Annotated in this window: 19 protein-coding genes; 15 read left to right on the forward strand and 4 right to left on the reverse strand. The window is 64.9% G+C overall.

Annotation, left to right across the window (positions count from 1 at the left end):
• Window positions 1-5: 5 nt before the first annotated feature.
• From NLM31_RS16430 to hydA (NLM31_RS16440), 3 genes are all read left to right on the forward strand, one after another.
• Window positions 6-1,439 (forward strand): PepSY domain-containing protein, encoded by a 1,434-nt coding sequence (locus NLM31_RS16430; protein ID WP_254192893.1) that lies wholly within the window; start codon window positions 6-8, stop codon window positions 1,437-1,439.
• Between the two features lie 131 nt (window positions 1,440-1,570).
• Window positions 1,571-2,311, forward strand: coding sequence for an aspartate/glutamate racemase family protein (locus tag NLM31_RS16435; RefSeq protein ID WP_254130354.1), 741 nt, complete (start codon window positions 1,571-1,573; stop codon window positions 2,309-2,311).
• Between the two features lie 11 nt (window positions 2,312-2,322).
• A complete protein-coding gene (hydA, locus tag NLM31_RS16440; protein ID WP_254130355.1) occupies window positions 2,323-3,732 on the forward strand; it encodes a dihydropyrimidinase in 1,410 nt (469 codons plus the stop codon).
• A gap of 22 nt (window positions 3,733-3,754) precedes the next feature.
• Here hydA (NLM31_RS16440) and NLM31_RS16445 read toward each other — a convergent pair whose 3' ends face one another.
• Window positions 3,755-4,888 carry an MFS transporter gene (locus NLM31_RS16445; RefSeq protein ID WP_254130356.1) on the reverse strand — a complete coding sequence of 378 codons (1,134 nt, stop codon included), beginning with the start codon at window positions 4,886-4,888 and terminating at the stop codon, window positions 3,755-3,757.
• A 646-nt stretch (window positions 4,889-5,534) separates the two neighbouring features.
• Here NLM31_RS16445 and NLM31_RS16450 point away from each other — a divergent pair.
• The 7 genes from NLM31_RS16450 (at window position 5,535) to NLM31_RS16480 (ending at window position 13,705) form a co-directional block, all read left to right on the forward strand.
• On the forward strand, window positions 5,535-6,464 hold the full coding sequence (locus NLM31_RS16450) for an N-carbamoyl-D-amino-acid hydrolase (protein WP_254130357.1): 930 nt from the start codon (window positions 5,535-5,537) through the stop codon (window positions 6,462-6,464).
• Between the two features lie 60 nt (window positions 6,465-6,524).
• Entirely contained in the window at window positions 6,525-7,994 is a 1,470-nt protein-coding gene (gene hydA, locus NLM31_RS16455; protein WP_254130358.1) for a dihydropyrimidinase, read from the forward strand.
• A gap of 238 nt (window positions 7,995-8,232) precedes the next feature.
• On the forward strand, window positions 8,233-9,837 hold the full coding sequence (locus NLM31_RS16460; protein WP_254192894.1) for an ABC transporter substrate-binding protein: 1,605 nt from the start codon (window positions 8,233-8,235) through the stop codon (window positions 9,835-9,837).
• Window positions 9,838-9,854: 17 nt separating this feature from the next.
• Window positions 9,855-10,796, forward strand: a complete 942-nt coding sequence (locus NLM31_RS16465; RefSeq protein ID WP_254130360.1) for an ABC transporter permease — start codon at window positions 9,855-9,857, stop codon at window positions 10,794-10,796.
• Window positions 10,793-11,716: an ABC transporter permease gene (locus NLM31_RS16470; RefSeq protein WP_254130361.1), complete on the forward strand. Its 924-nt coding sequence runs from the start codon at window positions 10,793-10,795 to the stop codon at window positions 11,714-11,716. Before NLM31_RS16465 ends, NLM31_RS16470 begins: the two co-directional genes overlap by 4 nt.
• A 19-nt stretch (window positions 11,717-11,735) precedes the next feature.
• On the forward strand, window positions 11,736-12,725 hold the full coding sequence (locus NLM31_RS16475) for an ABC transporter ATP-binding protein (RefSeq protein WP_254130362.1): 990 nt from the start codon (window positions 11,736-11,738) through the stop codon (window positions 12,723-12,725).
• Window positions 12,722-13,705, forward strand: coding sequence for an ABC transporter ATP-binding protein (locus tag NLM31_RS16480; RefSeq protein ID WP_254130363.1), 984 nt, complete (start codon window positions 12,722-12,724; stop codon window positions 13,703-13,705). Before NLM31_RS16475 ends, NLM31_RS16480 begins: the two co-directional genes overlap by 4 nt.
• A gap of 4 nt (window positions 13,706-13,709) precedes the next feature.
• On the opposite strand, the gene NLM31_RS16485 is transcribed toward NLM31_RS16480, so the two are convergent.
• Entirely contained in the window at window positions 13,710-15,050 is a 1,341-nt protein-coding gene (locus NLM31_RS16485; RefSeq protein WP_254196200.1) for an aspartate aminotransferase family protein, read from the reverse strand.
• Between the two features lie 24 nt (window positions 15,051-15,074).
• Entirely contained in the window at window positions 15,075-16,019 is a 945-nt protein-coding gene (locus tag NLM31_RS16490) for a GntR family transcriptional regulator (RefSeq protein WP_254192895.1), read from the reverse strand.
• A gap of 66 nt (window positions 16,020-16,085) precedes the next feature.
• Between NLM31_RS16490 and NLM31_RS16495 the strand changes: the two genes are divergently transcribed.
• Genes NLM31_RS16495 through NLM31_RS16515 form a run of 5 tightly spaced genes read left to right on the forward strand, consistent with a single transcriptional unit; the run spans window position 16,086 to window position 22,182 of the window.
• Window positions 16,086-17,246, forward strand: coding sequence for a C45 family peptidase (locus NLM31_RS16495; protein WP_254192896.1), 1,161 nt, complete (start codon window positions 16,086-16,088; stop codon window positions 17,244-17,246).
• A complete protein-coding gene (locus NLM31_RS16500; protein WP_254192897.1) occupies window positions 17,246-18,811 on the forward strand; it encodes an ABC transporter substrate-binding protein in 1,566 nt (521 codons plus the stop codon). Before NLM31_RS16495 ends, NLM31_RS16500 begins: the two co-directional genes overlap by 1 nt.
• 13 nt (window positions 18,812-18,824) lie before the next feature.
• Window positions 18,825-19,769, forward strand: coding sequence for an ABC transporter permease (locus tag NLM31_RS16505; protein ID WP_254192898.1), 945 nt, complete (start codon window positions 18,825-18,827; stop codon window positions 19,767-19,769).
• Window positions 19,766-20,578, forward strand: coding sequence for an ABC transporter permease (locus NLM31_RS16510; protein WP_254192899.1), 813 nt, complete (start codon window positions 19,766-19,768; stop codon window positions 20,576-20,578). Before NLM31_RS16505 ends, NLM31_RS16510 begins: the two co-directional genes overlap by 4 nt.
• The gene (locus NLM31_RS16515) at window positions 20,575-22,182 is read left to right on the forward strand and encodes an ABC transporter ATP-binding protein (protein ID WP_254192900.1); all 1,608 of its coding nucleotides are present in this window, start codon (window positions 20,575-20,577) and stop codon (window positions 22,180-22,182) included. Before NLM31_RS16510 ends, NLM31_RS16515 begins: the two co-directional genes overlap by 4 nt.
• A 51-nt stretch (window positions 22,183-22,233) precedes the next feature.
• Here NLM31_RS16515 and NLM31_RS16520 read toward each other — a convergent pair whose 3' ends face one another.
• A complete protein-coding gene (locus NLM31_RS16520; protein ID WP_254130370.1) occupies window positions 22,234-23,580 on the reverse strand; it encodes a glycosyltransferase in 1,347 nt (448 codons plus the stop codon).
• Between the last annotated feature and the right edge of the window lie 182 nt (window positions 23,581-23,762).

Consider the following 23,762-nt stretch of genomic DNA (forward strand, 5'->3'; position numbering starts at 1 on the left):
ACCACATGATGGGCGCGATCGTCCTGTTGCACCGCTGGCTCGGGATCGCGTTCTGCCTCCTGTTCGCGATGTGGTTCGCGAGCGGAATCGTGATGCATTTCGTTCCGTTTCCGTCGCTGACGGAAGCGGAACGCTTCACTGGGCTTGCGCCGGTTCAGGGCGGAGCGTCGATCATTCCGGTTGCCGACGCAGTAGTAGCCAGCGGGATAAGTGACGCCACCCGCGTTCGCCTGATCCGGCGCAGCGACGGGCCGGTCTACGTCGTGTCGGGTCCATCGCGCGTGCGGGCGGTCCATGCGTCAGACGGGACGGATGCATCGGTGGAATTTCCCGATCTCGCGCTCGCCATTGCGCAAGACCATGCCCGCGGCCGCGGGCTCGATGCCGCGCGGGCCGGGATAGCTGCGCGTGCTGATTACGACCAATGGAGCGTGCCGAACGGTTTCGATCGCCACCGGCCCCTGTTCCGCATAGCTCTCCGCGATGCGGCCGGGACCGAGATCTATGTCTCGTCGCGCACCGGCGAAGTCGTGCTGGATACGAGCCGCGGCGAGCGTGGATGGAATTGGGTCGGCAGTGTCGTGCACTGGATCTATCCGACGGTTCTCAGGAGCAATTGGCCGCTGTGGGACCAGGTCGTCTCGACACTGTCGCTGGTGGCCTTGATCGCGGCGGTGCTGGGGGCGGTGCTCGGTGTCGTCAGGATCAGGATTCAAGGCCGCCGGATCTCATCGCCTTATCGCGGCTGGCACGCCCTGCATCATATCATCGGGCTCGTCTCGACCGTTTTCGTGCTGACCTGGATTTTCAGTGGCTGGCTCTCGATGGATCACGGCCGGCTGTTTTCGCGCGGGCAGTTGACCCCGGCCGAGGCTGCCGTGACAAATGCCGTGCCCGACTGGCGCACGGCTCCATCCGTTGATCTGCGGCGCTTGTTGCCATCGGTCCGCGAAGTCGAATGGTTTGCTTTCAACGGAGCGGTGTTTCGGCGCGACCGGACCGGCCTTGACAGTCAGACCTTGATGAAGGGCGGCGAGCCAGCCCGCGATCGGAAGATGGCGTTCCTTGATGAGCAGGACGTTCTCAGCCTGACGACACGCCTGGCGGCCGACTGCGGCGCGGCGTTCCTTGTCGCCGATCACGATGACTATCCCGCGCAGTCCATCGTTCCCGGCGCGCCCATCTACCGTTCCCGCTGCGGTGATCTCTGGTTCGACATCGACGGCGCCGACGGCAGCGTGTTGCAACGGCTGGACGCCTCGCGGCGAGCCTATCGCTGGGCCTACACCGCGCTGCACACGTTCGATTTCCCGGTCGTCATGGCGCATCCGCGCCTGCGCGATGTCCTGATCGTCGGGCTTTGCGCGCTTGGCCTGGTGTTTTCCGTCACCGGCGTCGTGATCGGCTGGCGGCGTTTGCGGGCAACCTTTACCGCCTGAAACGCCTGGCGAACAGATGACATGCAGCCTGCAAAAATTGCGGGTTGCGCAGGCGCCAAGGGCCGAGGATGATCCTTTCCGGGGGGGGGGGCGCAGCCGCGCGCGTCGTGGCAACGGAGTAATCGCGATCGATGTCAGTCCTGCGCAAGCGTCTCGGGATGATCACGCCGTCCTCCAATTCGGTGCTGGAGCCTGCGACCTGCGCCATGCTGCACGGCGTTGACGGCATTACCGTGCACTTCTCCCGTTTCCGCGTCACCGAGATCGCGCTCGACGCAGCAGCGCTGAGCCAGTTCGATGCCTCGGTGATGCTGCCGGCCGCCGACCTGCTGGCCGATGCCAAGGTCGACGCGATTGCCTGGAACGGTACGTCGGCGAGCTGGCTCGGCATCGGTCGCGACAGGAGCCTTTGCCAGGCCATCGCGGCGCGCACCAGCGTGCCGGCGACGACCTCGACGCTCGCCTGCATCGATGCCGCCCGCGCATTTCGCGCCAAACGTGTCGGTCTGGTCTCGCCCTATACCGATGACGTGCAGCGGCGCATCGCCGATGTCTGGGCCGAAGAGGGCATTGCGCCGCATGCCGAGCGGCACCTCGGCCTGCGCGACAATTTCTCCTTCGGCGAGGTCGCGCCCGCGACGATCGCCGACATGATCCGCGCCGTGGCGGCGGAGGGCGCCGACGCAATCGTCATCCTCTGCACCAACCTCGATGGCGCCGCGCTTGCGGCTCCGCTCGAACGGGAGCTCGATATTGCCGTGCTCGACTCCGTTGCGGTCACGTTGTGGCGAAGCCTCAGCCTCGCCGGCGGCGACATCGCAGCGCTTGCGCCGTGGGGACGGATATTCCAGACCTCAGCAATGATGAAGTGACGGAGACACCTGTGACGCAGCTCGATCTCGCCATTCGCGGCGGCACCATCGTGACGGCCAGCGACGAGTTTCGCGCCGATATCGGCATTCGCGATGGCCGGATCGTCGCCATTGCCGATCATCTCGAAGGTGCGGCGCGCGAAATCGACGCGTCGGGATTGCTGGCGCTGCCGGGCGGCATCGACAGCCACGTCCACATCTCGCAGGCCCAGGGCCCCGACGTCGTGATGGCCGACGATTTTGCCTCGGCGACACGGGCAGCCGCGGCCGGCGGCAACACCATGGTGTTGCCCTTTGCGCTCCAGGAGAAAGGGACGTCGCTGCGCACCTGCGTCGAAAACTACCGCAAGCTCGCGGAAGGCGAGTGCTACATCGACACCGCCTTCCACCTCATCATCTCCGACCCGACCGCCGTCGTGCTTGGGCAGGAGCTGCCGGCGCTGGTCAAGGACGGCTACACCTCGTTCAAGGTCTTCATGACCTATGATGACCTCGTACTCAACGACAAGCAGCTGCTCGAAGTGTTCGATGTCGCGCGCCGCGAGGAGGCGCTCGTCATGGTCCATTGCGAGGGCTACGACGCCATTCGTTTCCTCACCGCCAAGCTCGAACGAGAAGGCCACATCGCGCCCTATTATCACGGCACTTCGCGACCCCAGGCCGTCGAACGCGAGGCGACGCATCGCGCCATCAGCCACGCCGAGGTGATCGGCGTTCCCATCATGATCGTTCATGTCTCGGGGCGCGAGGCGATGGAGCAGATCCGGTGGGCCCAGCAGCGCGGCCTGCCGGTGCATGCGGAGACCTGCCCGCAATACATCACGCTGACGGCCGACGACATGAAGGGGCTGAACATGGACATCACGGGCGCGAAATACGTGTGCTCGCCGCCGCCGCGCGATGTCGAGAGCCAGCAGGCGATCTGGGAAGGCATCACGTCGGGCGTATTCCAGACCTTTTCGTCCGACCACTGCCCATTCCGCTACGACGATCCCAAGGGCAAGCTGACGCCGAATGCCCGCACCTCGTTTCGCTGGGTGCCGAACGGCATCCCCGGCGTCGAGACACGGCTGCCGATCTTGTTTTCCGAGGGCGTCTCGAAGGGACGTATCACGCTGCAGAAGTTCGTCGATCTGACCGCGACCAACCACGCGCGCATCTACGGCCTCTATCCGCGGAAGGGCTCGATCGGTGTAGGCTTCGACGCCGACATCGTGTTGTGGGACCCGAAGCTCACGAAGCCGATTCGGCAGGCCGACCTGCATCACGGCTCCGACTACACGCCCTGGGAGGGTTTTGATGTCACCGGCTGGCCGGTCACGACGATCGCACGCGGGCGGGTGGTGTACGCGCAGGGCAGGATCGTCGGCGGCAAGGGCGCGGGCGAGATCCTGAGCCGTGGCAAGTCCAGCCTCGTGTGACGGCAGGCGGTCGCGCGCTGTGCTATTTTGTGGTCACGGCGCGCGCCGACAGCGTGACGACACACATCAGTGCAGCGAGCATCCAGAACGCCATCGGGAGTCCGGCGGCGTGGGCGATAAAACCGATGCCGGCGGGGCCAAGCAGAACACCGGCATAGCCGGCGGTGGTGATCGACGCCACTGCGAGCCCCGTGGGCATCGCGGTCTGCGTCGCCGCACCGCGGAACAATATCGGCACGAGGTTCGAGGCGCCGAGGCCGATGAGCAGGAAACCGGCGATGGCAATGGCCTTGCTCGGCGCGAGCAACAGCACGGCGAGGCCCGCGACGGCAAGCAGGCTTCCTCCGACCAGCGTGGTGCGATCGCCGATGCGTGCGACGACGACGTCACCGCCGAGCCGGCCGACGGTCATTGCGATCGAGAACACGATGTAGCCGATCCCGCCCTGCGCCTCGCTGACGAGGCCCGTGCCGATGACGAGCAGCGCGCCCCAGTCGAGCATCGCGCCTTCGATCAGGAAGGTGATGGCGGCCAGCAGCGCCAACAACAGCACGATGCCATGCGGCAGCACGAACAGCGGTCCCTCCTGCGCCTGTGCTCGGCGCAGCAGGCGCGGCGCGGCGAGTGCCATCGCGATCAGCATCAGCACGGAGCAGATCAACGCGCTTGCGAGCGGTCCGAGATGAACCGACAACAGAGCCGTCATCACCGCGGATCCGGCAAATCCGCCAATACTGAAGAGCGCATGAAAGCCCGACATCAGCGGCTCGTTCGCCGCGCGTTCGACCTCGACGGCATGGATGTTCATGGCGACGTCGATGGAGCCGAGCGCCGCGCCGAAGGCGAGGAGCGCCAGCGCCAATGTCATGGGCGTACCGGCGATGACCAACAGCGGCAAGACCAGGGCGAGGCCGATTCCGCCGCCGATGATGATAGGCTTGGTGCCGTAGTGTGCGCTCAAGATGCCGGTTGCGAGCATCGCGACCACCGAGCCGATGCCGAGGCTGAGCAGCAGCAAGCCTAGGACCGCGTCATCAACCGCGAGCCGCTCCTTCGCGAACGGCACCAGCGGCGCCCAGCAGGCGAGCCCGAAGCCGGCGACCAGGAACGAGAGGCGCGTGGCGAGCCGCGTCGCCGGCCGGTCGGCTGAAGTCATCGGTGAAACTCCGGGAGGAGAACGAAGCGCGCGATCGCGGGGAGGGTGGGTGCTTAGACCATCAACCAGGAGCGAATGCCAGAGTTCCGCCGTCGCAGCGCGTTGACGAATTATATCATCTTGATGTCGTTCCGCGCGCCGTCGCTGCGAGCGTGGCCGCTCCGCGCACTCAGAGTATTCCAATTTACCGAAATTCGGATTTATCGCTATGTCGCCCGTCCCGATCCATCCAAAATCGGTGGTCGTAACTTTGCGGAGCATTTTGGCGATGGGGCGTAGAACCGGGGGGCTGAGCTGACCGCTGTGCATAGCTCGTAGGCATCCGGCGACCCCGCACGGCCGCTTGACGCCTGCAAATTATACAGACGATTCCAAGGACTCCGATTGCAGTGCAGCGGATGTGACGATTTGCGCCGAAAAATCCGTGGTGCGCCGCACGTTTCTCGCGTGGGCTTCCCACATTCGCGTGCCCACTTCACGGGCAATACGGCCGCCGAGCAGGAGGGACGATGTGACAGAACGGCACGAAAGCTGCTTGGGTGGAAAAACGGCGCGGGGCCGCGTTATGCTGCGCGCGCCGACCCGCCATTGAAGCTGCGATCGCCAGCCTCGCCAAAAAAGTCGTCAAGAAATCAGGACATCGCTGATGCGTATCGTCACAGTTGCCGCCGCCCAGATGGGTCCGATTCAGAAGGCCGACAGCCGCGAGGCGGTGGTCAAGCGCATGATCGCGCTGATGGACGAGGCGAAAGCAAAAGGCGCGGATCTGATCGTCTATCCGGAATTGGCGCTGACGACGTTCTTCCCGCGCTGGTACGCGGAGGACCGCGCCGACTTTGACAGCTGGTTCGAGCGTGAAATGCCGAACGCAGCGACCAGGCCGCTGTTCGAGCGCGCCGCGCAGCACCAGATGGCGATGAATTTCGGCTATGCCGAGCTGACGCCCGACGGCCGCCACTTCAACACGGCCGTTCTGACCGACAAGGCCGGCAAGATCGTCGGGAAATACCGCAAGGTCCATCTGCCAGGCCATGTGGAATATGAGACGCATCGGTCGCACCAGCATCTGGAGAAGCGCTATTTCGAGCCGGGCGATCTCGGCTTCAACGTCTGGCGCGAGCTGGGCGGCATCATCGGCATGGCGATCTGCAATGACCGCCGCTGGCCGGAGACCTATCGCGTCATGGGCTTGCAAGGCGTCGAGATGGTGCTGATCGGTTACAACACGCCGTCGGTGAATGCGGAGCGAAGCGAAGAGGGCGTCGAGAAGCGCCTGTTTCATAATCGCCTCTCCGTGCAGGCCGGCGCGTATCAGAACGCGACCTGGGTGGTCGCGGTGGCCAAGGCGGGCGTCGAGGACGGCCACGCATTGTTTGGCGGCAGTCTGATCGTCGATCCCAACGGCGAGATCGTTGCCGAAGCGAGGACCGAAGAGGACGAGCTCCTGGTCTATCCGTGCGATCTCGATGCCACCGCCTTCGGCAAAACCACGATCTTCAACTTTGCACAGCACCGCCGCATCGAGCATTACGGCCTGATCACCAGCCGTACCGGTGCGGTGCCGCCGGAGAAATGATGCCGATGGTCGCTCTGCAAACCGGCAATCATTTCGCTCAGGCCTATCACGGAGTGCCTCATGACTGAACCCACTTACGATCTGATCATCCGCGGCGGCCGCGTCGCCACCACCACCGATGTGTTCGAGGCGGATGTCGCCATCTCCGGCGAGACCATTGCGGCCATCGGCCGCGGGCTTCCGCCGGCCAAGCGCGAGATCGACGCACGCGGCAAGCTGGTGCTGCCAGGCGGCGTCGACAGCCACGCGCATATCGAGCAGCTGTCTGCCGCCGGCATCATGAATGCCGACACGTTCGAGAGCGCGACGGTGTCGGCGGCCTTCGGCGGCACCACCACGGTGATCCCGTTTGCGGCCCAGCATGTCGGGATGAAGTTGCCGCAAGTGGTCGAGGACTATCACGCGCTCGCCAGGAAGGGCGCCGTGATCGACTACGCCTTTCACATGATCGTTGCGGATGCGACCAGGGAGACGGTCGAAGAGCATATTCCCGCGCTGGTGAAGCAGGGCCACGCGTCGATCAAGATCTTCATGACTTACGACCGGCTCAAGGTCGATGACGAGCCGCTGCTCGACATTCTTCTCGCGGCTCGCCAGTCCGGCGCGATGCTGTGCGCCCATGCGGAGAACCACGGCATCATCGCCTGGATGGTCAAACGGCTGCTTGCGCGCGGCTACACCATGCCGAAGTACCACGCCGTTAGCCACGCGCGTGTGTCGGAAGCCGAGGCCTTCACACGGCTGATCGGCATGGCGGCGCTGATTGACCAGCCAATCATGATCTTCCATGTCTCGACCGCCGAGGGCGCGAAGGTGATCCGCGAGTCACGTGGGCAGGGGCTGAAGGTTTTCGCGGAGACTTGTCCGCAATATCTGTTCCTCACGGCCAACGATCTCGACAAGCCTGGCGTGGAGGGAGCCAAGTGGATGTGCAGCCCGCCGCCGCGCACGCATTCGGACCAGGAGGCGCTGTGGCAGGCGCTGTCGCTCGGCGATCTCCAGACGATCTCTTCGGACCACGCGCCGTATCGTTACGATGAGACCGGCAAGCTGCGCGCCGGCCCCAATCCGAATTTCAAGCAGGTCGCGAACGGCCTGCCGGGACTGGAGCTGCGGCTGCCGCTGCTGTTCGACGCGATGGTGTCGAAGGGGCGGCTCGGCCTTGAAAAGTTCGTCGAGCTGACCGCGACGGCACCTGCGAAGATCTACAATCTGCATCCGCGCAAGGGCTCGATTGCGATCGGTGCGGATGCCGATATCGCGATCTGGGATCCCAATCGCGAGACAGTCATCGCGGACGAGATGATGCACGATCTTGCCGGCTACACGCCGTTTGCGGGCCGCAAGCTGAAGGGATGGCCGGTGTCGGTGCTCTCGCGCGGCCGCGTGATCGTCGACGGCGACAAGTGTCTCGCCAGCGCGGGTAGCGGTAAATTCCTGGCGCGGAGCGGCGGCGAGGCGGCAAAGCCGACCGGCCGGCTCGTGGCGGACATGGATCCCGAGCGGAATTTCGGAGCAAGACTGCTGTGATCGTGGACCCGGAGGCGCGATGAAGATCGTCGTCTTGGGTGCTCCTCGAACGGACCAGGAGCTCGCGCCGTCCTGGCGCGGTCTCGTCCGTGCTGCTGCGCAGCGACGGGCCAAAAGTCGATGAGAACCGGCTGGCGGACACGCGGTTACTGGCATACCATTTGCACGCTAATGGGCTCTGTTTCACCTGCCCTTGGCCAATGAACGGCCGGCATCACGGCATTACTGGGAGGAATTCATGGATCGCAGGACCGTATTGAAGGGACTGGCTGGCGCGGGCGGTCTGGCATTGTCGGGGGGCATCTCGGCGCCGGCGATCGCGCAAGGCGCTTCGGCCCGGACCCTGCGTTTCGTGCCGCAGGCCAATCTCGCCAATTTCGACCCCATCTGGGGCACCCAATACGTCGTGCGCAACGCGGCCGCGATGGTCTGGGACACGCTCTACGGCATCGATTCCTCGTTCCAGCCGCAGCGGCAGATGGTCGAGTCCGAGGAGGTGACCGACGACGGCACGACCTGGACGTTCAAGCTGCGGTCGGGGCTCAAATTCCATGACGGCGAGCCGGTGCTGAGCAAGGACGTTGTTGCAAGCCTCAATCGCTGGGCGGCGCGCGATCCGATGGGCCTGATGATCAAGGCGAACGAGCAGGCGCTCACGGCCGTCGACGACCGCACCTTCAAATGGGTGCTGAAGCAGCCTTTCCCGAAACTGCTGTTCGCGCTCGGCAAGAACAACGCGCCGGTTGCCTTCATCATGCCGGAGCGCATCGCGCAGACCGACCCGTTCAAGCAGATCACGGATTATATCGGTTCCGGTCCGCTGAAGTTCGTCAAGGGCGAGTGGGTCCCCGGCGCGAAAGCTGTGTTCGAGAAATTCGCGGACTATGTGCCGCGGCAGGAGAAGCCATCCTGGCTGGCCGGCGGCAAGCAGGTGATGATCGATCGCGTCGAGTGGATCATCATGCCTGATCCGGCAACCGCGGCGGCCGCGCTGCAGAATGGCGAGATCGACTGGTGGGAGAACCCGATCGCCGATCTGGTCCCGGTTCTGAAGAAGAACAAGAACATCAGCGTCGATATCGGCGACCCCCTCGGCAATATCGGCTCGTTCCGCATGAATTTCCTGTATCCGCCCTTCAACGACGTCAAGGCGCGGCGCGCGGTGCTGATGGCGATGAGCCAGGAAGACTACATGCGTGCAATCGTCGGCGACGACAATTCGCTGTGGAAGTCGCTGCCCAGCTTCTTCACGCCGGATACACCGCTCTACACCGAAGTGGGTGGCGATATCCTGAAGGGTAAGCGCGACCTCAGTGCCGCCAAGAAGCTGCTCGCCGAGAGCGGCTATTCCGGCCAGCCGGTGACCTGCCTCGTCGCGCAGGACCAGCCGATCACCAAGGCCATGGGCGACGTGACCGCGGACCTCCTGAAACAGCTTGGCATGAACGTCGACTTCGTCGCGACCGATTGGGGCACGGTCGGCGCGCGTCGTGCGGTGAAGACGCCGCCGGGACAGGGCGGCTGGAACATGTTCCACACCTGGCATGCGGGCGCGGATTGCGTCAATCCTGCGCCCTACACGGCCATTCGCGCGACCGGCGACAAGGCCTGGTTCGGCTGGCCCACCAGCGCGGGCACCGAAAAGGAAGTCAGCTCGTGGTTCGAAGCCAAGAACCTCGACGAGGAGAAGGCCGCCATCGGTCGTCTCAACAAGGCGGCGATGGATGACGTCGTCTACGCGCCGACCGGCTTCTTCCTGGGCTACACCGCGTGGCGCAAGAACGTCTCTGGCGTTGCCAAGGGACCTGTGCCCTTGTTCTGGGGCGTATCGAAGACCGCATGATCCTGCGCTGAGGCCAGATGCTCTCCTATATCCTCCGGCGCATCGTCTCCACCTTGCCGGTGATGGCGATTGTCGCACTGTTCGTGTTCAGCCTGCTGTACATCGCGCCGGGGGATCCCGCCGTGGTGATTGCGGGCGACCAGGCAAGCCCGGAGGATGTGGAGCGCATCCGCCAGGGCCTCGGCCTCGACCGTCCCTTCCTGGTCCAGTTCGGAAGCTGGGTCTGGCGCATCCTGCACGGTGATCTCGGCACTTCGATCTTCACCAACTTGCCGGTGTCCGCGATGATCGGGCAGCGTCTCGGACCGACGCTGTCGCTGATGACCGTCACGCTTCTGCTCACGATCGTGGTTGCGGTGCCGCTGGGGGTGCTCGCGGCATGGAAGGCGGGAAGCTTCATCGATCGCGCCATCATGGCGTTCGCGGTGTTTGGCTTCTCGTTGCCGGTCTTCGTCGTCGGCTATGTCCTGGCCTATGTCTTCGCGCTGGAGCTCGAATGGCTTCCGGTGCAGGGCTACACGCCGCTCACGGAGGGCTTTTGGCCGTGGCTGCAAAACCTGATCCTGCCGGCGATCGCGCTCGGCTGTGTCTACATCGCGCTGGTCGCGCGCATCACCCGCGCGACCATGCTCGAGGTCCTGCAGCAGGACTATATCCGCACCGCACGCGCCAAGGGGATGGGGCAGGGTGGTATCCTGTTCATTCACGCACTCAAGAACGCGGCGGTGCCGATCGTGACCGTGATCGGGATCGGCATCGCGCTCCTGATCGGCGGCGCGGTCGTGACGGAGAGCGTGTTCGCGATCCCCGGTCTCGGCCGTCTCACGATCGATGCGATCCTGCGGCGCGACTATCCCGTCATCCAGGGTATCGTGCTGCTGTTCAGCTTCGTCTACGTCCTCGTCAATCTGATGATCGACGTCACCTACACGCTCGTTGACCCGAGGATCCGCTATTGACCGATACGACCGTTAGTCCGCAGTCGCTTCCTGCCGGCCTCGTCCTCGCACCGCAACTGCCCGACATCCTTCGGCCGGTGAGGATCCGGCGCGGTTTCCTCGGCTTCCTGCGTGGCCATCCAACGGTCGCGATCGGTGGTGCGCTGCTGCTCGCGCTGATCCTGATTGCGGTGTTCGCGCCCTATCTCTGGACGGTCGATCCGACTGCGCTCGCACCAGCCAAGCGCACGCGCGCCCCGTCTGCCGCTTTCTGGTTCGGCACCGACGTGCTTGGCCGCGATATCTATTCGCGCGTGCTGTTCGGTGCGCGGGTTTCGCTCACGGTCGGCCTCTCGGTGGCGGTGCTTGCCTCGGCCGCCGGGCTCGCCATCGGCATCGTCTCCGGCTTCATCCGCTGGGCCGACGGCATCTTGATGCGTTTCATGGACGGGTTGATGTCGATCCCGCCGATCCTGCTGGCGATCGCGCTGATGGCCTTGACGCGCGGCAGCGTCGGTAACGTCATTCTGGCGATCACCATTGCAGAGATCCCACGTGTCTCGCGCCTGGTCCGCAGCGTGGTGCTGTCGCTGCGCGAGCAGCCCTATGTCGATGCCGCGGTGGCCTGCGGCACGCGCACGCCGATGATCATTCTGCGCCACATCCTGCCCAACACGCTGGCGCCGATGCTGGTGCAGGCGACCTATATCTGCGCCAGCGCCATGATCACCGAGGCGATCCTGTCGTTTATCGGCGCCGGCACGCCGCCGACCATACCGTCCTGGGGCAACATCATGGCCGAGGGCCGCGCCCTGTGGCAGGTCAAGCCCTACATCGTGTTTTTCCCGGCGGCGTTCCTGTCCGTCACCGTGCTCGCCGTCAACCTGCTCGGCGATGGTCTTCGCGATGCGCTCGATCCGCGCATGGCCAAGAGCCTGTGATGCTGCGGAGCTGATGGCGATGGCGTTGCTCGAAGTCGAAAACCTTCAAACCCACTTTCGTACCCCCAGCGGCATCAACCGCGCGGTCGATGGCGTGTCGTTCCATGTCAACGAAGGCGAGACGCTCGCCATCGTCGGCGAGTCCGGCTGCGGCAAGTCGGTGACCTCGATGTCCCTGATGCGGCTGATCCCCGAGCCGCCGGGCAGGATCGCGGGCGCCATTCGCTTCGCGGGCAAGGATCTCCTAAAGCTCTCGGATCGCGAGATGCGCGCGATCCGCGGCAACGATATCTCGATGATCTTTCAGGAGCCGATGACGAGCCTCAATCCGGTGCTGACGGTCGGTCGCCAGATCCGCGAGACGCTGATGATCCATCAGGGTCTGGACCAGCAGGCCGCCGAGGCGCACGCGATCGAAATGCTGACGCTCGTCGGCATTCCCGAGCCGAGGCGACGCGTGCGCGAATACCCGCACCAGCTCTCCGGCGGCATGCGCCAGCGCGTGATGATCGCGATCGCGCTTGCCTGCAATCCCAAGCTCCTGATTGCGGACGAGCCGACGACCGCGCTCGACGTCACCATCCAGGCGCAGATCCTGAAGCTGATGCTCGATTTGAAACGCCGCGTCGGCGCGGCGATCATCCTGATCACCCACGATCTCGGCGTGGTCGCCGAGATCGCCGAACGGGTCATGGTCATGTATGCCGGCCGCAAGGTGGAGGAGGCACCGGTGGCCGAGCTGTTTCGTTCACCGCGCCATCCCTATACGCAAGGCCTCCTCGGTGCGGTGCCGAAGCTCGGATCCTCTCTCGCCGGTACGGCGACGCGGCTCGCCGAAATTCCCGGGCAGGTGCCCGATCTGCGCAAGCCGATCACCGGCTGCGTCTTCGCCGGCCGCTGCGCGCTTGCAACCGATCTCTGCCGGCAATACGCGCCGGGGCTCGAGGAAAAGGGGCCACGCCACATCGCCGCCTGCCATTACGCGGCCAAGGGAGCCATCGCGGCATGAGCCCTCCGCTGCTCCAGGTCAACGACCTCAAGAAGCATTTCCCGATCAACAAGGGCCTGTTCGGGCGACAAACCGAATATGTCTACGCCGTCGACGGCGTGTCGTTCGAGATTGCGCGCGGCGAGACGCTGTCGCTGGTCGGCGAGTCCGGCTGCGGCAAGTCGACGGTCGGTCGCGCCATCCTGCGGCTGTTCGACGTGACATCCGGCCAGGTGATCCTCGACGGCCAGCGTATCGACGACGCGCATCCGAGCACGATGCGTCAGCTACGGCAACGCATGCAGGTGGTGTTCCAGGATCCGTTCTCGAGCCTCAATCCGCGCATGCGCGTGCGCGACATCCTGGCCGAGCCGATCCGCAATTTCGGCCTCGCCAAATCGGCGGCCGATCTCGAGACGCGCGTGACGGCGCTGATGGACACGGTGCGGCTGCCGCGGGAAGCGCTCAACCGCAGGCCGCACGAGTTCTCCGGCGGCCAGCGTCAGCGCATCGGCATCGCGCGGGCGCTCGCAGCCGAGCCGGAGCTGATCGTCTGCGACGAGGCGGTCTCGGCGCTCGACGTCTCGGTCAAGGCGCAGATCGTCAATTTGTTGCAGGATCTTCAGCGCGAGTTCGGGCTGGCATTGCTCTTCATCAGCCACGATCTCGCGATTGTCGAGCATATGACCCACCGCGTCGCGGTGATGTATCTCGGCAAGATCGTCGAGGTTGCGCCGCGCCGGGAAATCTTTGCGGCACCACGGCATCCCTACACCAAGGCCTTGCTCTCGGCGGTCCCGCTGCCGGAGCCCGGCGCCCAGCGCAATCCCATCATCCTCGGTGGCGACGTGCCAAGCCCGATCAATCCGCCGAGCGGGTGCCGTTTTCACACCCGCTGCCCGTACGTGTTTGATCGCTGCCGGACAGAGGAGCCGCAGCTTCGCTCCACTGAAGGCGAGCAATGGGTGGCGTGCCACCTCGATGCGCTGCCGGCGGGATGAAGAGCTAGTCGATACTGCCCAGCGCCCGGCGGATGGCGGCAAAGATGTCGCCGATCTGCTCCTCGGTGATGATCAGGGGCGGCGAGATCAGCAGGGTGTCGCCGCTGCTGCGGATCAGGATCCCGTCCTCATAGCAGCGGCCTGCGCATTCGGCGCCGCGCGCACCCGGCGCGCTCTCGCGCGGCTTCAGGTCGATTGCGGCCAGCAAGCCGATGTTGCGGATGTCGACGACATGGGGCAGGTCGCGCAAGCCATGCGCATGGTTCTCCCACACCGGCGCGAGCCGGTGCGCCCGCTCGAACAGGCCGAGATCCTGGTACACGTCGAGCGCGGCGAGACCGGCCGCGCAGGCGAGCGGATGGGCCGAATAGGTGTAGCCGTGGAACAGCTCGATCGTGTTGTCCGGCCCCTGCATCAGCGCGTCATAGACCTTGCCGCTGGTGATGACGCCGCCCATCGGCACGGCGGCGTTGGTCATGCCCTTGGCGCAGGTGATGAGATCAGGCGTCACGCCGAACGCATTGGCCCCGAAGGCGGCACCCAGACGGCCGAAGCCGGTGATGACCTCGTCGAAGATCAGGAGAATGCCGTGCTGGTCGCAGATTTCTCGCAACCGTTCGAGATAGCCGACGGGCGGTGGTAGCACGCCGCCCGAGCCGGTGACGGGCTCGACGATGACGGCGGCAACGGTGCTGGGATCATGGAGCTGCAAGAGCCTTGCGAGTTCGTCGGCAAAATGTGCGCCCCATTGCGGCTGTCCGCGCGAGAAGGCCGCATGCTCCGGATCATGCGTATGCGGGAGGTGGTCGACCTCCGGCAGTAGCGGACCGAAATCCCTGCGGTGGCGCACGATGCCGCTGACGGAGAGGCCGCCCCAACCCATGCCGTGATAGGCCTTCGCGCGCGAGATGAAGCGGATGCGGCCGGCCTCGCCGCGGGCACGGTGATAGCCGCGCGCGATCTTCAGCGCGGTGTCGACCGATTCCGAGCCGGAATTGGTGAAGAAGACATGGTCGAGCCCTGCCGGGGCGATCTCGGTGATGCGGCGCGCGAGCTCGAAGGCCGCCGGATGGCTCATCTGGAACGAGGAGACGAAATCGAGCTTTGCGGCTTGCGCCTGGATCGCCTCGACGATCCTCCGCTGTCCGTGCCCTGCGTTGACGCACCACAGCCCGGCCATGCCGTCGAGAATCCGCCGGCCGTCGTCGGTGAGATAATGCATGCCTTCAGCGCCAACGAAGATGCGCGGCTTCGCCTTGAATTGCCGGTTCGGCGTCATCGGCAGCCAGAACGGCTCCATGGCCTCGCGGGTGAGGGGGCTGTTGGAGGAGGCGAGGTCACTCATGGTCATGACAACTCTTGTACGTGATCAGGTGGTTTTGGATGAAGCGGAGTTGGACGGGTTGCGCTTGAGTTTGGCGGCACTTTCGAGGTGTCGGCGCAGCAGCGCTGCAGCGGCCTCGTTCTGACCGGCTTCGAGCTGGTCGAGAATGGCGAGATGCTCGCGGCAGTTCACGATCACGCGCTCATAACCGAAGGTCCAATCATAATTGCCGAAGCGGCGCAGCCGGTTCTGCTGCTGAACGGCGACCAGCAGATAGCGGTTGCCGGATGCGGCCGCGAGGCCTTCATGGAAGGCCGCGTTCATCTCGTAGAGCGCGATGCTGAGCGTGTCGCTCCACGGCATCGCCAGCATGTCCTGATGGCGGCGGCGCATCTCGGCGGTCCAGGCCGGATCGAGCCGGAAGCCCGGCTCGATCAGGCCGGCGGGCTCGATCAGCAGGCGGTAGCGATAGCTTTCGTCGCGCGCCTGCGTATCCCCGAGCGTCGGCTGGAAGCGCCAGCCATGCCCCGGCTTGCGCTGCACGGCGGCGACTTCGGCGAGCTTGGCGAGCACGCGCTGCACGACGGGCCTCGTCGCATCATAGCGCTGCATCAGATCGCGCTCGGACACCTCGTCGGGCAACCGCTTGGCGCGGCGATCGCGCGCGATCGCCAGGAACAGGCGGTCGGTCTCGTCGGGGCTCGGCTTCGGCGGCGCCTTGTGCGGAACGGGGGGCGTGTCGGCGACGAAATAACCACGGCTCTCGCCGGCACGCACGAGCTTGCGCCGCGCCAGCAACTTCAACGCCGCGCGCACCGGCGTGCGGGAGACCTGGAGGCGCTCGGCAAGTGCGACCTCGGCAAGACGAGTTCCCGGCGCAAGCCGTTCGCTTCGGATCAGGTCGATGATCCCTGCGGACAATTCGCGCTGAAGCCGGCTTGGCGGCGCCTTTTCCAAGGCAGATTTCGCGGTCGAAGATTTTTGTTTCATGTCATCACAAAGTACATTAGGCTTCCCGGGAAAGCAAAAGGAACTTCAAAAGGAACCTGGCGTCCCATGGTCGAGCCCTTTCCCCTGATCGAAATCTCCGGTCCACCGCGCGAACGTGGACGCCAGTACGGGCAGAAGGCGGTGGCCCGTATCAAGAAAGGGACCACGCACTACTTCGCGCAGTTGAAGGAGCTCTCGCTCGATGCGAAGGGCGTGGCCGAGCTGGTGCGGGATTATCTGCCCGTCATCGAAGCCTTCGAGCCGAGCTATATCGAGGAGATGCGCGGCATCGCCGAAGGTGCCGATGTCCCGTTCGAGGATATCGTCCTGCTCAATGCCCGCACCGAGATCATCAAGCTCGCAAACCCTGCGATCCGCGCGCGCCTGAAGACGCCGGAAGATCCGGATGGCTGCACGGGGGTCGTCGTGCTGCCGCAGGCGACCGCCAGCGGTCGGCTGATCCATGCCCAGAACTGGGACTGGAAGCGCGAATGCGCGGAGACGGCCGTGGTGCTGAAGGTGCGGCGCGACGACGGTCCTGACCTCATGACCTTCACCGAGGCCGGCGCGCTCGGCCGCTGCGGCTTCAATTCCGTCGGCATTGCGATCACCGCGAACTATCTCGAAAGCGACCGCGACTATCGCCAGGTCGGCGTGCCGCTGGCGCTGATCCGCCGCAAGGTTCTCGAGAACGAGCATCTCGCGCTGGCGATGCGTGCGGTCTATTGCACGAAAAAGTCAGCGGCCAACAACATGATCGTCAGCCATCGCGAGGGTGTGGCGATCGACTTCGAATGTGCGCCGGACGAGACGTTCCAGGTGCATCCGCAGAACGGTCTTCTGGTCCATGCCAACCACTTCGTTAGCCCCGTAGCGCTCGGCAAGCTGAAGGACACCGGCATCTTCAACACGCCGGACAGTCTCTATCGCGACATCCGCGTCCGCGACTTGCTGCAGCCGCACATCGGCAGCATCACCTTCGACACCGTCAAGAGCGCGCTGTTCGACGAGTTCGCCTATCCCTGGTCGGTGTGCCGTCCGCCGCGCCGCAATCTCAGCAACAATCTCAGCGCCACCGTGGCGATGATCCTGATGGAGCCGGCGAGCGGGCTGATGCAGGCGGCGCCGCTGCCCGCGCTCAATCGTGAGTTCACGGAGTATCGGCTGGAGATCGACGAGATCGGGCGGGCCGCATTCGAGCGGTCGGCTGCGGCGGGGGCGGCGTGATGCGGCGGCGTCGGCCATCGCCGGCATGGGCGGTCGGTCTGGCCGCATTGGCCCTGTGGGCCATGCTGGGCAAAGCCGGCGCCGAGACATTGTTGAGGGCGCGGATCAACGCCGATATCCGCTCGACCGATCCCGGCACCAACCGCGATGCGAATACGGATGCGGTGGTCGCGCATATCGTGGAAGGGCTGGTCGCCTTCCGCGACGATACCTCGATCGGCCCGATGCTGGCCGACAGCTGGGCCGTTTCGAACGAGGGCAAGACCTACACGTTCCGCCTGCGGCAGGGCGTCAAGTTCCACAACGGCGCGACCATGACCGCCGATGACGTGGTCTGGTCGCTGAAACGCTGGCTCGACCCGGCGACGCAATGGCGCTGCCTGTCCGAGTTCAGCGCCAGCGGCATCGCGCGGATCGAGAAGATCGAGGCGCCGGACGCGCAGACCGTGGCCATCACGCTCGATCAGCCGACGGCGTTGTTCCTCCCGACCATCGCGCGGCCCGATTGCGGCCAGACCGCTGTCATTCACCGCGATTCCGTCGGCGCAGACGGCAAATGGATCGCCCCGATCGGCACCGGCCCGTTCAAGCTCGCGGAGTGGAAGCGGGGGCAGTATGTCGATGTCGTCCGCTTCGACGGCTATGTCTCGCGCAGCGAGCCGCGCACGGGCTATACCGGCGCCAAGGATGTCAAGGTCGACCGCGTGCGCTTCAACGTGATCCCGGACAGTTCGGCCGCGAAGGCGGGGCTGCTCAGCGGTTCGCTCGACGTGATCACGGCACTGTCCATCCCGGATCTCGAGGATCTCAAGTCACGTCCCGAGGTGCAGCTGAGCATCACCCCGTCACTGAGCCTCACCGGCATCCTGTTCCAGACCAGGGATCCGCTGCTGAAGGATGTGCGGATCCGCCGCGCCATCGCGCTGTCCATCGACACCGCGCAGATCGTCGACGCCGTGATGCTCGGCACGGCACGTCCTAACAATTCAGCACTGCCGATCGGCAGCCCCTTCTACGGCGAAGCGCAATCGCATGGCTACGAGCAGAACATCGCGGAAGCGAAGAAGCTGCTGGTGGAGGCCGGCTATCGCGGCCGGCCGATCAAGATGATCACCAACAAGCGCTACAGCTTTGTGTTCGATGCGTCCGTGCTGGTCCAGGCGATGGCGCAGGGCGTCGGCATCAATATCGAGTTGGAGGTGATGGACTGGGCGGCGCAGCTCGACCGATACAACCGCGGCGACTACCAGTCGATGGCCTTCGTCTATTCGGCGCGGCTTGATCCCTCCCTGAGCTTCGAGATGCTGACTGGGCCGAAAGCGACGCAGCCGCGCAAGGTCTGGGACAATCCGGAGGGGCAGGAGATGTTGCGCCAGTCGATGATGATCGACGACACCGCGAAACGGCAGGCGCTGTTCGACGACATGCACAAGCGTTTCATCGCCGACGTGCCGATGATCGTGCTGTTCAACGGTGCCGAGCTGACAGCGCTGCGCAAGGGCGTCAAGGGCTATGCCGGCTGGCTCTATCCTCAGCCGCGGTTCTGGGGCGTCACGGTCGAGTAGGCAAGGGCACTGCATGCTGGGTTATCTCGCAAGACGGCTGCTCATGACGATCCCGACGTTGCTGCTGGTCGCGATCGGGGTGTTTGCGCTGGTCCGGCTCATTCCAGGCGACCCCGTGCAGGTGATGCTCGGCGATGCCGCCGATCCCGCGCAAGCGGCGCAGTTGCGCGCCCAGCTCGGGCTCGATCAGCCGATCCCGGTTCAGTTCATGCACTGGATCGCAAAGCTTGCGACCGGCGATTTCGGGCACTCCATCACCAACAACCTCGCTGTGTTGCCGCTCATTCTCGAGCGTTTCCAGGTCAGCGCCGTCATCGTGCTGGTGGCGGTTGCGGCGGCCGCCTGCATCGCAGTCCCGGCCGGGCTCGTCGCGGCCTGGAAGCAGAACAGCCTGCTCGATCTCTCCGTCGTCGGCGGCGCCACGCTGCTATTATCGATCCCGAGCTTCTGGCTCGGGCTGCTGCTGCTGTTGCTGTTCGGGCTCAAGCTGAAATGGCTGCCGGTGATTGGCTATGTGCCGTTCACCGAGAATTTCTGGCAGGCGGCGAGCTTCATCGTCTTGCCGATCGCGACGCTGACCATGGTCGAGATCGGCGTGCTCACGCGCATGGCGCGGGCCGCGTCTATCGAAGTGCTGCGGCTCGAATATGTCACGCATGCGCGCGCCAAGGGCGTGCCGGAGTGGCGGGTGCTCGCGCGGCACGTCCTGCCCAACGCCTTCGCCCCGACCTGGACGCTGATCGGTCTCGTGCTCGGCCATCTCCTCGGCGGCATTGCCGTGATCGAGACGGTGTTCACGCTGCCCGGTCTCGGCCGGTTGCTGGTCGATTCCATCTTCGCACGCGATTATCCGGTGGTGCAGGGCTGCCTCCTGTTTACAGCCGTGATCTATGTCGTGGTCAATCTGGTCGTCGATCTCTGCTATCCGCTGTTCGATCCGAGGGTGACGGTGGCATGAGAGTGCGCGCCAACACCGCGATCGGCGGCGTTCTGATGGCGTTCCTGCTCGGCGCTACCATCACCGGAGCGTTCTGGACGCCGTTTGACCCGCTGCGCATCAATCTGCGTGCGCGGCTGCAAGCGCCTTCGTCGCTGCATTGGTTCGGCACGGACGAATTCGGCCGTGACGTGTTGAGCCGCGTCATGGTCGGCGCCGGTGCCAGCGTCGTGATTGCCGTACTCACGGTGGTGCTCGCGGTTACACTCGGAATGATGATCGGCTGCACGGCCGGCTACGTTAGGGGCTGGGTCGATCGGATCGTCATGGCTGTCACCGATGCGCTGCTTGCTTTCCCCGGCATCTTGCTGGCGCTTGCCGTCATGATCGTCGTCGGCGCCAACAAGACCGGCCTGATCCTCGCGCTCGGTCTTGCCTACATTCCGTCGGTGGTCCGCGTAATGCGCGGCACCGTGCTGTCGATCCGCGAGAAAGAATATGTCGAGGCCTCGCGCGTCATCGGCAATTCGGAAGTCTATTCGATGATCCGCCACGTGATGCCGAACGCGATCGCGCCGGTCGCGGTGCTCGCGACCAGCATGTTCGGCTGGGTGCTGCTGGCCGAGAGCGCGCTGAGCTTCCTGGGCCTCGGCGTGCCGCCGCCGGCCCCGACCTGGGGCAACATGCTCGCGGCAAGCCGTCCGTTCATGGAAACCGCGGCCTGGCTCTCGATCGCGCCGGGCCTCTGCATCGCGCTGACGCTACTCGGCATCAATCTGCTCGGCGATTCCTTGCGCGATCGCCTCGACCCGAGGATGGCGCACGGATGACGCTGCTGTCGGTCGAGAATCTGCGCATCGAGGCGTCGGCCAACAAGGCCTCGATCGTCGACGACGTCTCCTTCGCCGTCGATCGCGGTGAATTCCTCGCCGTCGTCGGCGAATCCGGCAGTGGCAAGACGGCGGCTGCACGTGCCGTGCTCGGGCTGTTGCCACCAGGTCTTCGCAAGGCTGGCGGCCGTATCGTGCTCGACGGCATCGACCTTGCGACCACATCGGCGCGCCAAATGCGCGGACTGCGCGGTCCCGTCGTCGGCATGGTGTTCCAGGAGCCGATGGTGTCGCTCAATCCCGCCATCAGCGTCGGTGTGCAAATGGCGGAGGGGCTTGGCCTGCACGAACGGCTGGGAAAGCGGGAGATCCGCAGTCGCTGCCTCGATATGCTCGCGCGCGTACAGATCCGTGATCCCGAGCGGACTTTCGATGCCTATCCGCATGAATTCTCCGGCGGCATGCGTCAGCGCATCATGCTGGCGTCGGTGATGCTGTTGAAGCCGAAGCTGCTGATCGCGGACGAGCCGACCACGGCGCTCGACACGCTGACGCAGCGCGAGGTGCTTGATCTCATGGTCGGGCTCGCCCGTGACCACGGCACCTCGGTGATGCTGATCACCCACAATCTCGGCCTGGTGTCGCGCTACGCGCAGCGCGCGCTGGTGCTCCGCCAGGGCAAGATGGTCGAGACCGGGACGACGCGACAGATCCTGTTCTCGCCGCAAGAAGCCTATACCAGGCGGCTGGTCGAGGCCCTGCCGCGCCGCGGTGATACGACAAAAGCGCGACAGGCCGGCGAGCCGCTCGTCAGCGTGCGAGGCCTCAAGGTCGGCTTCGGTGGGCGCCAGCGGTTGTTCCGGCGTGATGCGGGCGTTTTGGCGGTCAACGGCGTCGACCTCGACATCGCCGCGGGAGAGACGGTCGCGGTGGTCGGTGGCAGCGGCTCGGGCAAGACGACGCTTGGCCGTGCCATGCTGCGGTTGATCCCGACGTCAGGCGGCGAGATCCGGTTCCGGGGCAGGGACGTGACGGCCACCATCGATCGTGACTTCCGCCTTGCTTCGCAACTGGTGTTCCAGGATCCCTATTCCTCGCTCGATCCTCGCATGCGTGTCGGCGAGATCGTGGCCGAGCCGCTTCGTCACGTCGCACATTTGGCGGCCGATGAACGTGATCGGCGTGTCGAGGCGATGCTGGATGAGGTCGGCCTTGCCGGCCTCGGCAAGCGCTGGCCGCACGAATTGTCGGGTGGTCAACGGCAGCGGATCGCGATCGCGCGAGCCATCGTGCGCGAGCCGGCCTTTGTCGTCGCGGACGAACCGGTCTCGGCACTCGACATGACCATCCAGGCGCAGGTGCTGAAGCTGTTCGAGCGGCTTCAGCTGCAATATGGATTTGCCTGCCTGTTCATCAGCCACGATCTCGCGGCCGTCGAGCAGGTGGCCGACAGGGTCGTGGTGATGCAAGGTGGCCGGATTGTCGAGCAGGGCTCGCGCGACGACATCTTCGATCGTCCGCAGCACGATTATACGAAGGCGCTGCTCGCGGCGGCACCCGTGCTGGACTTTGAGGGAACAGCGGCCGTGCGCGCTTCGGGTTGAACGGGCGCAAGAGGGAAGCAGCGCTCCCCTCTTGTAACGGACCGGGCGAATTTACCGTGCGACGCGGCGGCCGCGGCCGGGTTCGAGCGTGCCGATCCGCCGCGACGCTTCGCGATCGTCCACGAGACGGCTGATGATCCGGAGAATCTCGGATCGCGTGTCGATGTCGGCAAATTCGTCGGCCATTCGCGAGGCACGCATGCGGTAGGCAGGGCGATCGAGCACGGTGCGCACCGCCTCTCGGATCGCGTCCGGCGTTGGCTCGTTGGTCGCGAGATTGATGCCGACGCCGGACCATGCGACGCGTGCGTTGACGTCGGCCTTGTCCTCGGTCATGCCCGCCGTGACCAGCGGAATTCCGAAGCTCATGGCCTGGTTGACACTGCCATAACCGCCATTGCTGACCAGCACGTCGACGCGAGGCAGCAGCCATTCGAACGGCAGATAGGTGGCAAGTCTTGCGTTTGACGAGACGGGTGCGGGGATCGCTTCGACCGGGCGACCGCCGGTCGTCGCCACCACCAGCACGTCCGGCTCGTTGGCAAGCGCGATGAGCGTCGGTGCTATCAGTAGCCCCAGATTGTGGTTGGCCACGGTGCCCTGCGTCACCAGCACGACCTTCCGCGACCCATCGAGCTCTTGCGCCCACGACGGCAAGGGCGCCTGGCGCGGAATGATCGGCGGCGTTCCGACGAAATGTACATTGGGTGGAAACGGCCGGGGAAATTCGAAGCTCGGCACGGACAATTGCATATAGGCGTCGGCGAACTCGATGACTGAATGGAACATCGGCTTCGACAGCGGACCGACGCCGAAGCTCTTCAGCACCCTGTTCAGGTTGCGCAGGACCGGCTGGTCGACATCAGCGTCATACGCACCCGCGATGACCGCATATTGCTGGCGCTGCTCTTCCGTGGACGCAGGCGGCAGGCCGAGAAAGTTTGGCGCGCCGTCATCGCGCTCCCAGTGCAGAAACGACGTTCCGCACAGTACAACTGGCGGCCGCATCTCGCGCGGTCCGAGCAGCATCGGAAAGATGCCGAACAGCATGTCGTCGCCGATGATGATGTCGGCCTGAAAGTGTTCCAACGCCTCGTACAGGCCCTGGTTTTGTGCCGGGATGGAGTCGACGAAGATGCGCTCGCAGGCGGTACGTAGCCAGTCGGGCCCCGGAGGAAGGCTCTTCAGCTCGGGGACCACCGAGAGAATATCGCGCAGATCGAAATCCGCGCCCTCCGGAAGCGGGAAGAACTGCGCGCCGTTGGCTTCGATGCGAGCTCGAAATGCGGTCCCTGTCAGGAAGGCAATCTCGTGGTTCTCGGCGACGAGAATGCGCGCAATGGCGAGCAGCGGGTTGAGATGGCCCGTCGCAGGTGTCGAAGCGATGAGAATCTTCATGGAATAGGTCCTCTGATTGTCGAGCATCGGCCGTGGGCGGTCGATGAGCAGAGGGAGAGTGCTGGGATGGCCGTTACGGCAGAACTTCCGCACTGCGCCAAATTGGTTACGGCGGCAATTCATCATGGCGTTGCGGCGGCGATGGACAACGGTACGCCGATCCGGGCGAATCCTGGTCCTGT

This window comes from Bradyrhizobium sp. CCGUVB4N (genome assembly GCF_024199945.1).
In the GTDB taxonomy this organism is placed as follows: domain Bacteria; phylum Pseudomonadota; class Alphaproteobacteria; order Rhizobiales; family Xanthobacteraceae; genus Bradyrhizobium.